This is a genomic window from Mycobacterium sp. PS03-16 (genome assembly GCF_004570325.1).
Classification (GTDB): Bacteria; Actinomycetota; Actinomycetes; order Mycobacteriales; family Mycobacteriaceae; genus Mycobacterium.
Map to the genome: position 1 here is coordinate 82754 of NZ_SPQO01000002.1, position 14015 is coordinate 96768.

The window sequence follows — 14015 nt, forward strand, 5'->3', positions numbered from 1 at the left end:
GTCGCCGCGGCGCGCGCGGCACCACCTGCGGTCTGGCCCCAGAGCCGCTGCGGGACAGGCATATTCGTCGCGGCTGCCGGACCGTGCTTCACCAGGCCGATGGCGGGGAATAGCCTTGAGGTGATGAGCCAGGAACGACCCAAGGTACTGATCATCGGCGGCGGATTCGGCGGCCTGTTCTGCGCCCGCCGGCTGGCCCGCGCCGATGTCGACGTCACGGTGCTCGACCGCTCGGCCGGCCACCTGTTCCAGCCGCTGCTCTACCAGTGCGCCACGGGGAAGCTGAGCATCGGGCACATCAGCCGGCCGCTGCGTGAGGAGTTCGCGCGCCATCCCAACATCAGGACGCTGCTGGGTGAGGCGATCGAGCTGGAGCCGCAGGCCCGTACCGTGACCGCGCTGCGTCCCGACGAGACGACGTTCACCGTCGACTACGACGTGCTGATCATCGCGGCGGGTATGCGGCAGTCCTACCTCGGCAACGAGCACTTCGCCGAGTGGGCGCCGGGCATGAAGACCCTCGACGACGCGCTGGAGATCCGCCAGCGCGTGTTCACCGCCTTCGAGATCGCCGAGACGTTGCCGCCGGGCCCCGAGCGGACCAGCTGGCTGACCTTCGCGGTGGCCGGTGGCGGCCCGACGGGCGTGGAGCTCGCCGGGCAGATCCGCGAAATGGCCACGCGCACACTGGCGTGCGAGTTCCACAGCATTCAGCCCCAGGAGGCCCGGGTGCTGCTGTTCGACGGCGGCGACCGGGTCCTCAAGACCTTCGCCCCGCACCTGGCGACCAAGGCCACCGAGACGCTGCGCGAACTCGGCGTCGAGATGCACTTCGGGGTCCACGTCACCGACGTGCGCCGCGACGGCGTCACCGTCACCCCGAAGAAGGGCGGTCCGGCCCGGGAGTTCGCCACCCGCACGGTGCTGTGGACGGCCGGCGTGGAAGCCGTGCCGTTCGCCCGCCACGTCGCCGAGGTGCTCGGCGCGGCGACGGACCGTGCCGGCCGCATCCAGGTGGAACCGGACCTGACCGTCGCCGGGCACCCGGAGATCTTCGTCATCGGCGACCTCGCCGGCCGCGACAAGCTGCCCGGCGTCGCGGAGAACGCGATGCAGGGCGGCCTGCACGCGGCCCGCTGCGTCCGGCGTGACCTGGCCGGTCGGCCGCGCCGCCCGTACCGCTACCGCGACCTGGGATCGGCGGCCTACATCAGCCACGGCCACGCGCTGCTCGAAGTCGGTCCGATCCGGGTATCGGGCAACCTGGGCTGGGTGGCCTGGGGCTTGATCCACATCGCGTTCCTCACCGGTGTCAGCAACCGGATCAGCACGGTGGCCACCTGGCTGGCGTCGATCGCGCGCGCCGGCCGCTACCACCGGGCGTTCATGCTCGGCGCCGCGGACCGCCCCGAACAGCGCTACACCTACTCGAACTGGGATCCCGACGAACCCTTCCGGCAGATCCGCGGGACGTCGACGAGCTCAGGCGGCTAGAACGCGGCGTGCGGCGCCCCGATCCCCGGGTCGATCTGGTGGGGGCCCGACGCCGACGGGGCGATCGGGAAGTCGAAGATCGCGGTCGGAAGGTACACGGTGGCACAGGAGTTCGGGATGTCCACCACCCCGGAGAGCCGGCCTTCGATGGGCGCCGACCCGAGCAGCAGGTAGGCCTGCTCGGGGCTGTACCCGAACTTGGTGAGGTAGTCGATGGCGTGCAGGCAGGCCCGCTGGTAGGCCAGATCCGAGTCCAGGTACCGCTGTTCGCCGTCGAGGGTGACCGACGTGCCGGAGAACGCGATCCACTGCGAGTACTGCGGATCGGTGTGGCCCGGCATGAAGATCGCGTTCTCGGAGACGCCGTAGGTCTGCATACCACCCTTGATGAGGTCGACGTGCAGATCCAGGAAGCCGCCCATCTCGATGGCGCCGCAGAACGTGATCTCACCGTCACCCTGCGAGAAGTGCAGGTCTCCGAACGACAGGTTCGCTCCCGGCACGAACACCGGGTAGAACACCCGGCTGCCCTTGGTGAGGTTCTTGATGTCCTGGTTGCCGCCGTTCTCGCGGGGCGGTGCGGTGCGCGCGCCCTCCCCGGCCACCCGGGTGAACTCGTCACCCGACAGCGATCCGAGGATCGCGTCCTGCGGTTCGGGTGGGAGGGCAAGCGGCGGAACGCGATCCGGGTCGGTGGCGATCAGCGCCGCCTCGCGGCGGTTCCAGCGCGACAGCAACTCCGCCGACGGCGCGGTGCCCATCAGCCCGGGATGCACGATGCCGGTGTACTTGACGCCGGGCACGTGGCGCGACGTGGTGGTCTGCCCCGAGAAGTCCCAGATCGCCTTGTAGGCGTCGGGGAACTGGTCGGTGAGGAAGCCACCGCCGTTGCGCTTGGCGAAGATGCCGGTGTAGCCCCAGCCCTGCCCGGCCAGCGGACCGGAGTCCTCCTGCGGGATCGGCCCGACGTCGAGGATGTCGACGATCAGCAGGTCACCGGGTTCGGCGCCCTCGACGGCGAACGGACCCGACAGGCAGTGCACGCTCTTGAGCGGGGCGTTGAGGATGTCCTCGGCCGAATCGTCGTTGTGGATGGCTCCGTCGAACCACTCGCGGCAGTGCGCCCGGAAGCTGTCTCCCGGCTTGATGGTGACGGCGGCGGGGATGTCGGGATGCCACCGGTTGTGGCCGACGATCTGCTGCTCGGTGAACTTCTTGCCGGAGTCGAGCGGGAAGAGCAGTTCGGGCACGTCGCCCTCCTCAATGCCTACGGGCGTTGGTTCGGCTAGTGCTCCGAACCTATCGCGGCCACGGAGGGGGTGCAGGGGAAGTCATCGATTTATGGTGATATGCGTGCCTTCGTATTCGTTCCGGTGCGCGCGGGGCTGTCCGGTGTTCAGCGAGCGCCATCCCATCACCGCGCCACCGGACACCGCGGTGTGTGCGCAGTGCGGTGAGCCGGCACGCCGGATGATCGGTTCTCCCGCGCTCGGCGCGGGGCGCAGCGCGGCCATGCGGGCGCAGGACGCGACGCGCGCCACCGCCGACACTCCGGCGGTGGTCGACCGCGTGCCGCCGCGGACGCGCGGCGCCACGCCGGTCAGCACGAACCCGCTACACCGCAAGCTGCCGCGGCCGTAGCGGATCCGCGCCGTCGCCCGACCCTGCGGTTCGACGTTATTCGACGACGAAGACGGGGATCTGCCGGTCGGTCTTGGTCTGGTACTCCGCGTACGGCGGGTAGGCCTCGACGGCCAGCTTCCACCAGTGCTCACGCTCGTCGCCCTCGATCTCGCGGGCGGTCCCGGTCGACACCCGGTCGCCGTCCTGCACGGTGACCGTCGGATTGGCCTTGACGTTGTGGTACCACGTCGGGTGCTTCGGGTCGCCGCCCTTCGAGGCGACCATCGCGTACTTGCCGTTCTCCTCCACACGCATCAGCGGGACGAGGCGCTTCTTGCCGGACTTCGCGCCGATCGTGGTGTACAGCACAATCGGGCGGTCGAGGACCTCGACGCCGTCGGTGGTGCCCTGTTCGAGGATGCGCTGGGTCTGCTCACGAACCCAGTCGGTGGGGCTCAGCTCTGGTTGCTCGGTCATGACTCCTATTGAACGCCGCCCGCCGCGGGGTATTCCCGGCGCATACCCCGGGTACGGAGCCCCCAATTACGCCCACCGCTCGGCTACACTCCGCTGGTCCGCATCACAGCGATCAGGTTGGAGTTGAGAAGGCATGGCGTACAAGCGGTTTCATCGTTCGATCACGGCGGGCGTCGCACTGGCGGGGGCAGGTGCCATCGCCTTGTCGTCGCTTCCGGTGATCACCGCCGCCGACGAGATCGTCGCCGCTCCGCCTGCCATCAGGACCACCGAGGTCGAGATGGCGTCGTTCACCCGGTACGCCGAGATTCTGGTCGCCGGGGCGGTGGCCGCGATAGCGGAAAGCGGCCACGCGCTGCAGCACGACACCCCCGCGCTGTTCAACCAGCTGGCTGCGCAGTGGGCCGATGCGGACCTGCTGCCCTGGAATCACTCGCTGGTGGCCTCCTCACTGCTGGCCCCGGTGGCGCCGCTGGTGGTCGGCCCGTTCACCGATGCGGTGGCCGAGGTGCTCGCCGACGCGCTTCCCCACGGGAATGAGATCCGCGAGCAACTGCCCGCGACGGTCGACTACGCCTTCGCACGGCTGGTCGGGCCGCTGCTGGGCGCCCTGGGCGGCAGTGGCACCGCGCATCAGCACATCTACCGGGCCGGTATGGCCGGCGACACGGCAGGCCAGATCAGGGCGATCCTGGAGTCGCCGATCCACGTCATCGACGGCTTCCTGTTCGGCGGCTACGGCGACCTGGGGCCGCTGCTCACCGGTGAGCTCGACGGCGAGCGCATCCCCGCGCCCGGCCTGCTCACCCCGTGGGGTCAGTGGCCGGCCGACCGCAACGTGACCGACGAATTCCCGGACGTGGTGGCGCCGACGAGCACCTCCGAGCTGGTCGATGTGACGCTCGCCGTCGAGGGCACCGAGGACGGCACCGAGGGCGCGGCCGAACCCGTCGTGGCACCGGCCGTCATCGCGGCGGAGACCGAGGAGGCGGTCGAGGAGATCACCCCGGCCACCGACTCTGAAGAGACTGTGTCCGAATCCGATTCGTCCGAGTCGGAACTGCTGGACCCGGACGCCGGCGTATCGACCGACGAGGCGAACTCCGAGCGGCCCAGTGTCCGGACGGGTCTGGGCGCGGGCCGTGACGAGGCCGACGAGCCGTCCGATACCGCCGACGACACACCGGCGCGCGGAACTGACGACACGTCGTCGAGCGACAGCGCTGACTCGACCACCGGCAGCGGAGGCTCGACCACCGGGTAGCCGCGCGCGACGGGGGAACGTGTCAGACCCCTCTGCGAGAATCGTGGTATGTCCTCGACCGCAACGGTTTTGCTTCCGCAGGAACGCCTTGGGCTGTTGTTCGAGGAGATGTCGGAACTGTGCGGTCAGCGCAATGCGATCGATGGCCGGCTGGCGCAGATCGTGGCCGAGATCGACGGTGCCGGGTTGTGGGGTGCCACGGGGTGCCGGTCGATCGCGTCACTGGTGGCGTGGAAGACCGGTACTTCGCCGAGCAATGCCGAGACCATGGTGGCGGTGGCGCATCGGCTCGAGCAGTTCCCGCGCTGTGCCGAGGCGCTGCGGGAGGGCCGGTTGTCGTTGGATCAGGTTGGGGTGATCGCCAAGGGCGCGGCCGAGGGATCTGATGAGCACTATGTCGGGTTGGCGCAGAACGCGACGGTCACCCAGTTGCGCACCATGGTCAAGCTCGAACCCCGCCCGCAACCGAAGCCGAAACCCGAGCCGGAGTCGGTGATCACCAAGCATGAGGACGGCGATTACACGACGTGGCGGATCCGGCTCACCACGTTGGAGGCGGCCCGATTCGACGCCGCGTTGCAGGCGCATCGGGACGGGTTGATCGCGGATTGGAAGCGCGACCACGACGCTGACTATGACGCGCACGGCGTGGATGCGCGTGGCCGGCCGCCCGAGCAGGCAGCGTCGTTTCCGACCACGATGGAGGCGTTCATGAGCCTGGTGGAGGCCGGCTGGGACACCGAGGTGGCGCGCCGCCCGCATGGGCAGCGCACCACCGTGCTGGTGCACCTCGATGTCGACAAACCGGCCGCGGGCGTGCATCTGGGGCCGATGCTCAGTGGTGAGGATCGCCGCTTGCTGTTGTGTGACGCGACGTTTGAGGCGTGGTTCGAACGTGACGGCCAACCGATCGGCGCCGGACGCTCCACGCGCGGCATCAGCCGGCGGCTGCGCCGCGCCCTGGAGCATCGGGACCGCACCTGCGTGGTCCCCGGCTGCGGCGCCAGCCGCGGTCTGCACGCCCATCACATCCGGCACTGGCAGGACGGCGGCCCCACCGACCTCGACAACCTCGTGCTGGTGTGTCCGTATCACCACCGGATGCACCACCGCGGCTTCATCACGATCAGCGGCACCGCCGACCACCTGACCGTCACCGACGACGACGGCCGACCACTACCCGGGGGGTCGCTGGCCCGCCCACCCACCACACCACCCCCGGCGGTCCCGCCGTATGCGGGTCCCACCGGCGAGCGCATGGGTTGGTGGTGGTACCGACCCTTCGAACCACACCCACCACCCTCCACCAACTAGATCGACGACTCATGGTGGTGCGGGCACGCTCGCGCACCTGCCGCCGCGCAGACCGTCTGTGTGACAACGCCTCTATGACAGGTCAGTGGTCGAGGGCGTACGGCACTAACGCCTCACGAGAATCTGCCGAGCCGCTGCCGCTTCGTCCGACCACTACCGGATAGCAGGTAGTGCCGATTGCTGCTATCGGTCGACATGTGTGCTGGCCAGCGTCGATGTGGAATACGGCGCGGCCCGGGACGCTTATGCCACCACAGACGCGCGCGAAAGGACTCGACCATGACCGCCGGCCCTGCCCGCACTTCATTCCGGTTACGTGTGTTTCGCTGGCTTGCCGTCATGGCGATCTCGGTGTCCGGGCTGCTCGGCCCGCAGGCGGCCGGAATCGCCTCGGCGGCACCGCAACCCGCCTGTCCGGACGTCGAGGTGGTGTTCGCCCGCGGCACCTTTGAGGCGCCCGGCGTCGGCGCGGTCGGGCAGGCGTTCGTCAACGCCCTGAACGCCCGCATCGGCGGACAGCCCGTGGCGGTGTACGGGGTGAACTACCCGGCGTCACTGGACTTCGCGGCCGCCGCGAACGGAGTTGCCGACGCGAGCAACGAGATTCAGGCCATTGCCGCCAGCTGCCCGGACACGAAGATCGTGCTCGGCGGCTACTCGCAGGGCGCCGCCGTCGCCGCCTACACCACGGCCGACGCCGTGCCCGCCGGCTTCACGCTGCCGGCCGGAATCACCGGGCCCATGCCGCCGGCCATCGCATCGCACGTCGCCGCGGTCGCCCTGTTCGGCACGCCGGATCCGTGGTTCCTCGGACTGGTCGACCGTGGTGCGCCGCCGATCACGATCGGCAACCTGTATGCCGCCAAGACGATTCAGCTGTGCAACCCGGGCGACCCGGTCTGCTCGCCGGGCGGACTGAACCGGGCCGCGCACAGCGCCTACCCGACCAATGGCGCCGCCGACCAGGCCGCGGCGTTCGTCGCCAACACCCTCGGCCCCGGTGCGGGCGCGCCGGCCGGTCAGCCGGTCTGAGACGCGCACGCGGGCGGGCGACGTTGTCCAATCCCGCCCAAAAGTGCTCCGAGGAGCGTATCCATCGAAGTGACGCAACGCGTGGATCGCCGAAGCGGGGTGACCGATGGTCAGGACACACACGGTGGTGGCGGGGGAAACGCTGACGGCCTTGGCGTTGCGCTTCTACAACGAGGGTGAGCTGTACCGGCTGATCGCCACCGCAAGCGGCGTCGCCGATCCCAACACGCTGAGGGTGGGGCAACGGCTGATCCTGCCCGACTTCGCCAGGCACACGGCCGCCGCCGGCGACACGCTGGCGGGCTTGGCGTCGCGCTTCTACGGTGATGCCGACCTGGACCGGCTGATCGCGCGCGCCAGCGGTATCGCCGAATCCAGCTCGCTCACCGCGGGACAACGGCTCATCGTCCCGGAGGTCAGGCGACACACCGTCGTCACCGGAGACACCCTGTCGGCGCTGGCGGCGCGCTTCTATGGCGACGCCGCATTCCATCCGCTGATCGCCACCGTCAACGGCATCCCGGACCCGTCGGACATCGACGTCGGGCAGCGGCTGGTGATCTTCACCGGGCGCAGCGACGGGTTCGGCCTGCGCATCGTCGACCGCAACGAGAACGACGCCCGACTCTGGTACTACCGGTTCCAGACCGCGGCGATCGGCTGGAACCCCGGCGTCAACGTCCTGCTCCCGGACGACTACCGGACCAGCGGACGCACCTATCCCGTCCTCTACCTGTTCCACGGCGGCAACGAGGACTTCCGCCAGTTCGACTTCCTGGGCATCCGCGAGTGGACCGCCGGAAAGCCGCTCATCGTGGTGATGCCGGACGGCGGGCACGCCGGCTGGTACTCCAACCCGGTCAGCTCATTCGTCGGGCCGAGGAACTGGGAGACCTTCCACATCGCCCAACTGCTGCCGTGGATCGAGGCGAACTTCCGCGCCTACGCCGAATATGACGGCCGCGCGGTGTCCGGATTCTCGATGGGCGGGTTCGGCGCGCTGAAGTACGCCGCCAAGTACTACGGCCACTTCGCCTCGGTCAGCTCCCACTCCGGACCGGCGAGCCTGCGCCGGGACTTCGGCCTGGTGGTGCACTGGGCGAACATCACCTCGGCCGTCCTCGACCTCGCCGGCGGCACCGTGTACGGCGCCCCGCTGTGGAATCAGGCCAGGGTGAGCGCCGACAACCCGGTCGAGCGGATCGAAAGCTACCGCAGCAAGCGAATCTTCCTGGTCGCCGGCACCAGCCCGGACCCGCTGAACTGGTTCGACAGTGTCAACGAGGCCCAGGTGCTGGCCGGCCAGCGGGAGTTCCGCGACCGCCTCCGCGCGGCGGGCATCCCGCACGACGCACGCGAAGTCCCCGGCGGCCACTTCGTCCGCCCCGAACTGTTCCGACAGGACATCGACGGCGTCATCGCCCGGCTGCGTCCCGCCGGCGTCAGCGCGACCGTTGCCGACACCGATCCGTGAGTCGGTGTCGGCGACGGGATCAGCGGTTCGCCCAGGCGGCCATCGACGACCGTCCTTCGCCGCCGACCAGCTCGACGGTGTCGCCGACGTCGATGGTGACGACGTCCTCGTGCGGTCGGGCGACGAAAGGCACCTGCCGAAGACCGTGGAAGTCGCCGGTCTCGACGAAGGTGTGCGCGCGGGCGAAGAGCGGTTGGACGTCGAACACCCGCACCCGCAGCTTCTCCCGGGTGAGCCGGCCGAGCTCCCGGCCGGATTCCGGGTCCCGGACGACTTGGCCGTCGCCCTGGTACACGGCGAACACCATCCCGAGCGTCACGCCGGCTTCGGCGCCACGGTTGATGACGAGGGTGTAGTCGTCCTCGATGAGCGCGACCTGACCGGTGACCGTCTGTCCGTTCACGAGGCCGCCAGGGAGGCGCTGCCGGCCTGGATGCGCGGACGGCGCGGGTGGTCGGTGATCGGCAGCGGCGCGTCGAGGCGAGTGTCGGTGTCGCGTTCGGTGCCGAGGGCGAGTTCGACGGCGGTCTTCGCCTGAAAGAGCGCGATGACGGCCTGCTCGTGCCGGTCGGAACCAAAGGCGTTGAGCGCCAGAGTGAGTTTTGTGTCGACGTAGGCGACCGACCGCGCCAGGTCGGAGGTGGCGATCTCGGGGGCGGGGACGTCGGTCCGCGGGGCCTTCTCGCTGGGGGGTGTGCTGAACCAGCGGTGCCCGAGCGCACCGACGGTGATGGAGCACAACGGCACGACCACGACGGCGCAGAGCAGACCGGCGGTACCGGGCAGGGCGATGGTCCCGACGATGCCGAGCAGCATGAGGATGCCGACGACGGAGAGCACGCGAAGCGCCGCGGGCACGTGGTCGATGACGCGCCAGGTTTGGGTGACCATGCGGGCGGCGACGCGCCCGACCGCCGCGATGGCTGCCGCGATCCCGGTGGCGGCCTTGACGGCGCCGCGACCCAGCGCGTCGACGTGTTCCCGGGTGACCGGGGACGTCGGCATGGACCACGTCTTCTGCGCCGCGGTCGTAGGCGGGGCCTGCGGCTCGGAGGCCGCCGTCGCAATCCCCGGCGCCGTTGTTTGCGCGGCAGGCTGCTCGTCCGGCACGCTTCCGTTCGTCACACTGGCATCAGAAACCACACCCGTATCATCGCGCAATGTTGCCCACTTCCGCTTCCGGCGCGCCGCAGCACCGGGCACTCACCGCAGGGCCGCTCCGGCAGTCGTTGAAGCGCGCAAAGCATAGGGAATCACCCGATTAAGTGGACCTCCACGTCGTCCTAGGTTCCAGACAGCTAGCTGCGTGGACAAGGGGACGCATCCGGCCGGTGGTAGCGCCACACGTCGACGATCGAGGGGATGACATGCTTCGCAAACGAGTACCCAAGTTACTCACCATCATGGCAACGGCGGCCTGCATTTTCGGCGTCGTAATGGTGGCGCCGGCGGACACGCCGACGTTGTCGCCGGTGCCGATCGCCGGCGCCGAGGTGCTGGGCAACGGCTATGACGTGAACTGTACGAAGTCCAACGACAACCAGGTGGTGTGCACCATCGCCGGCTGCCCGCGGGTGCACGAAGACCTCGCCGGCGATGTGGTGAACACCCGGGTCAACGGTGGGGGCCAGAGCGAGCTCTCCAAGTCGTGTGACAACGTCACATCTCAAACCGTCAACGCCGCAGGCGATTTCACCCTCTCCGTGCAGGGCTGCCGCCAGAATGCGTTCGGCAGCGACTGCGGGGCGTGGGCGGACTACCGATACACCGCGCCGGCGGCGCCCCCGGTGCAGTGCCCGCCGGGTTCCGAAACGCCGACGGTTCCGGCCGGCCAGCAGTGCAAGCAAGCCCCGCCGGTGCAGTGCCCGCCCGGGTCCGAGTCGCCGACCGTTCCGGCCGGCCAGCAGTGCAAGACGGCTCCGCCCAAGCAGTGCCCGCCGGGGTCGCTGAATGCCACGGTTCCGCCCGACCAGCAGTGCGCCCCGCCGGCGAACGCGGTGTCGATGAACATCACCCGCGAGGGCCTGAACGCGAACGTGGCGGTCACCAACAATTCCGCCCTGCCCGCCGAATGCGCCTACACCGCAACGAGGGCGAGCGGATTGGTGGGGCCGGGAACGGTGAACAGGAACGTCAGCGTTCCGCCGAACGGGACCGGGAACATCACCGACATGCTGTGGCCGCCGCCACTGGTCAGCTACAACACCAAGGTGACGTGCACGGCCAGCTATGACGGCAAGCGAGTCACCATCGGGGAGGCGACACAGACCGTGGGCGGCTGACCGCGGACGCTTCTTCTGACCAGTCCACCCCGCTCGTCGCGACGAGCGGGGTGGATTGCGGCCAGCCGCAGCGCGCGCCACCGAACTCCCGCCATCGCCGGATTGCCGACGAAGAACGCGGCTAAGCTCTCGAACTGTGCGCCGGCTCGTTGTTGCCGCATTGACCGCAGTCTCGATCTGTGTGCCGGGCTGCGGTACGGGCCTTCCCTCCGTCCATTTGGGTGAGCCGCGGACGCTCGCCGCAGCAGCCGCCGCGGCGCAGGAAAGAGCCAACCGATTCGCGTCCGGTGATTACGCAGGAGCGTGGTTGCTGTCGAGTAGTCAGCTGCACAACGCCGTGAGCCAGGGCGACTACGTGATCTATCAGGAGACCTGTGCCAGCAATCTTACTCGGCTGCCGCGCACCGTAATCGGAGTCCGCATGGAGGGGGACAACCGGGCGATCGTCCGAGAAGAGGTGATGGCGTTCAAGAACTCCGTCACGATGGTGTACGAGGACGGCAGATGGGTGCAGGCGCCATCGGACTTCTGGATTCAGCATGGGGGCCTTCCGGTCGACCAGATCATCGCCGAACAACGGTCGACCGGGCGCTGTGGGAAGGACCTGCCGCAACCGACGCTCACCAGTTCGCCACCGACCACGCGCGCTCCCAGTAGGCCACCGTCCACTCCCGGCGCCACCTCTCCCGCACCACCTCCTCCGCACTCGCCGCCACCCACTGACGCGTCCACGTCGGACGTCAGTGTGCCTCCGAGCACCCGAACCGCCCACCTCAGCGCCGTCCGCATGGGGCCGAGAGACGGGTACGACCGCTTGGTGCTCGAGTTCAGTGACCTCGTGCCGGGCTACACCGTCGGCTATCGGCCTCTACCCATGCAGCACGACGCTTCGGGAGCGATCATTCCCCTATCGGGCGCGAACGCCGCAGTGCGCATCACGCTCAGATCCGCCGTCGCGGACTCGGATGTCGGCAATCACGACTACCACGGGCCGTCCACGATCACCGCCGACACCGGGGTGGTCACGGAGGCCAAGATGGCCGGCGATTTCGAAGCCGTGTTGACGTGGGTGGTCGGGTTACGCGCTGAGGTTCCGTTCAGGGTCCTCGTCCTGGACGGGCCGCCGCGCCTCGTCATCGACTTCCACCAGTGACTCGCTCAGAGCGGCTGCGGTCGGCGCTCGTCGAACAGCATGGCGCGCACGACATCAGTCTGCCGACACGCCCCTGCACCGCCGCGCATTGGCGTCACGCTCGACGGATGATCGGGACGGCCCGCCGTGTTGGTCCGGGGGTTGGTAGGAGGTGATGAGTTGGTTCCATCGCAGGACGAATTCGCCGCGTACGGTCCGTCGCACCTGGTGGTGCTCGGCGTATTCGCGGTAGGCGCCGCGTTCCTGGTGTGGCACGGTCGACGCGAGAGCGCGGCGCAGGCCCGCCTGGTGAGCCGGACCCTCGCGATTCTGCTTTTGACGGCGTTCGCCACGGCAATGGTCTACAAGCTGATCCGGCCGGATCTCGCCACGTCGGTACCGCTGCAGCTGTGCGACATCGCCGAACTGACGGCGGCCTACGCGCTGTGGACCCAGCGGCACCGGGCGTTCGCGCTCACCTACTTCTGGGGCCTTCTCCTCAGTTCGCAGGCGTTGCTGACCCCGGACATCGGCACGCCGGAGGAGGGGGCGCCGGACTTCCCGAGCCACCTGTTCCTCACGTTCTTCGTGCTGCACGTGCTCGTGGTGTGGTCGGCCATCTATCTGACGTGGGGGCGAGGCATGCGGCCGCAGTGGCGCGATTACCGCTTTGCGGTGGTCGTGACGCTGGGCTGGGTGGCCTTCACGTTGGCCTTCAACACGATCGCAGGAACCAACTACGGATATCTCAACGGCAAACCGCCGACGGCCTCGATCCTGGACGCGCTCGGTCCGTGGCCGATGTATCTGGTGGTCGAGATCGTGATCGTGATGCTCGTGTGGGCGTTGATGACGTGGCCGTGGGAGAGGATGCGGTCGCCAGCGGCCATGGAGCAAGCGCAGCGGCGGTCGGAGCGATCACTGGGGTGAAGCACGTAACGTCGTGTCATGGTGTTGGCGCGGGAGCTGGGTGCGGTCAGAAGCGGCTTGGGCCGCGCGCTGTCCGGGCTGGTCGCCGGACCTGACGGGCCGGACAACCGGGCCCGCATCCACGGGACGCCGGGTCCGCGGTGGTTCGCCGAGGATCGGCCCATCCGCCGCGTCCACGCCGACGCCTCGATGTTCGTCGGAGGACTGCGCGCGCTGCTGCTGCAGTCGCTGCATCCGCTGGCGATGGCCGGCGTCGCCGGCCACTCCGACTACCGGGGCGATCCCTGGGGTCGCCTGCAGCGCACCAGCACGTTCCTCGCGGTGACGACGTTCGGGCCTGCGACCGATGCCCAACGGGCTGTCGACAAGGTCCGCGGCATCCACCGCCGCGTCCGCGGGGTGACGGCGGACGGCATCCCCTATGACGCCAGCGACCCCCACCTTCTCGAATGGGTGCACATCGCCGAGATCGACAGCTTCCTGCTGGCCCATCAGCTCTACGGCGCGCGGCCTCTCGATCAGGCCGGCCGCGACGCGTACGTCGCCGACACCGCCCGGGTCGCCACCGCCCTCGGGGTGCTCAACCCGCCGCGCACCGAAAGTGAGCTGCGGGAGCGGATCGAGGCGTACCGACCGGAGCTGCGCGGCACAGCGGCGGCGCGCGACGCGGCCCGGTTCCTGTTGTTGACGCCGCCGCTGCCGTTGCCCGCCCGCGCCCCCTACGGCGTGCTGGCCACCACCTCGGTGGCGATGCTGCCGGGATGGGCACGGATGCCGCTGCGGCTGCCCTATTTCCCGCCGCTCGAGGCGACGGTGGTGCGGGCGTCCGGACGGATATTGGTGGGCGGCATCCGGTGGGTGTTGACGGCCGGCCACGACGAGCGCCGGCATTCGACGCCGACCTGACCGCGACGGCCCGACGGCGCCTCGCGTCGTGGCGGACCGTGGCGCTGTCAGCTACCGGACGCGGCGCCCAGGCCGACGCAAAGGATC

14 protein-coding genes are annotated in these 14015 nt (G+C 69.3%); 10 read left to right on the top strand and 4 right to left on the bottom strand.

Going from position 1 to position 14015, the window contains the following annotated elements; genetic code table 11:
* Positions 1-123: 123 nt before the first annotated feature.
* Positions 124-1494 (top strand): NAD(P)/FAD-dependent oxidoreductase, encoded by a 1371-nt coding sequence (locus E4P42_RS01935; protein WP_135122676.1) that lies wholly within the window; start codon positions 124-126, stop codon positions 1492-1494.
* Here the strand turns inward: E4P42_RS01935 and fmdA are convergent.
* A complete protein-coding gene (fmdA, locus tag E4P42_RS01940) occupies positions 1491-2744 on the bottom strand; it encodes a formamidase (protein ID WP_135122677.1) in 1254 nt (417 codons plus the stop codon). The two genes, E4P42_RS01935 and fmdA, sit on opposite strands and share 4 nt — an antisense overlap.
* A gap of 103 nt (positions 2745-2847) precedes the next feature.
* On the opposite strand from fmdA, the gene E4P42_RS01945 reads away from it, so the two are divergent.
* On the top strand, positions 2848-3135 hold the full coding sequence (locus E4P42_RS01945) for a zinc ribbon domain-containing protein (RefSeq protein WP_135122678.1): 288 nt from the start codon (positions 2848-2850) through the stop codon (positions 3133-3135).
* Between the two features lie 36 nt (positions 3136-3171).
* Here E4P42_RS01945 and E4P42_RS01950 read toward each other — a convergent pair whose 3' ends face one another.
* On the bottom strand, positions 3172-3594 hold the full coding sequence (locus tag E4P42_RS01950) for a nitroreductase family deazaflavin-dependent oxidoreductase (RefSeq protein WP_135122679.1): 423 nt from the start codon (positions 3592-3594) through the stop codon (positions 3172-3174).
* 202 nt (positions 3595-3796) lie between these two features.
* Between E4P42_RS01950 and E4P42_RS01955 the strand changes: the two genes are divergently transcribed.
* The 4 genes from E4P42_RS01955 (at position 3797) to E4P42_RS01970 (ending at position 8678) form a co-directional block, all read left to right on the top strand.
* Positions 3797-4858 carry a hypothetical protein gene (locus E4P42_RS01955; protein WP_135122680.1) on the top strand — a complete coding sequence of 354 codons (1062 nt, stop codon included), beginning with the start codon at positions 3797-3799 and terminating at the stop codon, positions 4856-4858.
* Positions 4859-4906: 48 nt separating this feature from the next.
* Positions 4907-6172: an HNH endonuclease signature motif containing protein gene (locus E4P42_RS01960; RefSeq protein WP_135122681.1), complete on the top strand. Its 1266-nt coding sequence runs from the start codon at positions 4907-4909 to the stop codon at positions 6170-6172.
* A gap of 339 nt (positions 6173-6511) precedes the next feature.
* A complete protein-coding gene (locus E4P42_RS01965) occupies positions 6512-7204 on the top strand; it encodes a cutinase family protein (protein WP_245233850.1) in 693 nt (230 codons plus the stop codon).
* 106 nt (positions 7205-7310) lie between these two features.
* On the top strand, positions 7311-8678 hold the full coding sequence (locus E4P42_RS01970) for an alpha/beta hydrolase-fold protein (protein ID WP_135122683.1): 1368 nt from the start codon (positions 7311-7313) through the stop codon (positions 8676-8678).
* Positions 8679-8697: 19 nt separating this feature from the next.
* On the opposite strand, the gene E4P42_RS01975 is transcribed toward E4P42_RS01970, so the two are convergent.
* Both E4P42_RS01975 and E4P42_RS01980 read right to left on the bottom strand, forming a co-directional pair.
* A complete protein-coding gene (locus E4P42_RS01975) occupies positions 8698-9081 on the bottom strand; it encodes a hypothetical protein (RefSeq protein WP_135122684.1) in 384 nt (127 codons plus the stop codon).
* Positions 9078-9683 carry a hypothetical protein gene (locus tag E4P42_RS01980; RefSeq protein ID WP_135122685.1) on the bottom strand — a complete coding sequence of 202 codons (606 nt, stop codon included), beginning with the start codon at positions 9681-9683 and terminating at the stop codon, positions 9078-9080. The genes E4P42_RS01975 and E4P42_RS01980 overlap by 4 nt, the downstream gene beginning before the upstream one ends.
* Before the next feature lie 398 nt (positions 9684-10081).
* On the opposite strand from E4P42_RS01980, the gene E4P42_RS01985 reads away from it, so the two are divergent.
* The 4 genes from E4P42_RS01985 to E4P42_RS02000 all read left to right on the top strand — a co-directional run bounded on the left by E4P42_RS01985 (position 10082) and on the right by E4P42_RS02000 (position 13928).
* On the top strand, positions 10082-10960 hold the full coding sequence (locus E4P42_RS01985) for a hypothetical protein (protein ID WP_135122686.1): 879 nt from the start codon (positions 10082-10084) through the stop codon (positions 10958-10960).
* A 136-nt stretch (positions 10961-11096) separates the two neighbouring features.
* Complete coding sequence (locus E4P42_RS01990) at positions 11097-12113, top strand: hypothetical protein (protein ID WP_135122687.1); 1017 nt, start codon at positions 11097-11099, stop codon at positions 12111-12113.
* A gap of 159 nt (positions 12114-12272) precedes the next feature.
* A complete protein-coding gene (locus E4P42_RS01995; protein ID WP_135122688.1) occupies positions 12273-13022 on the top strand; it encodes a TIGR02206 family membrane protein in 750 nt (249 codons plus the stop codon).
* Positions 13023-13040: 18 nt separating this feature from the next.
* Complete coding sequence (locus E4P42_RS02000; RefSeq protein ID WP_209305673.1) at positions 13041-13928, top strand: oxygenase MpaB family protein; 888 nt, start codon at positions 13041-13043, stop codon at positions 13926-13928.
* Positions 13929-14015: the final 87 nt, after the last annotated feature.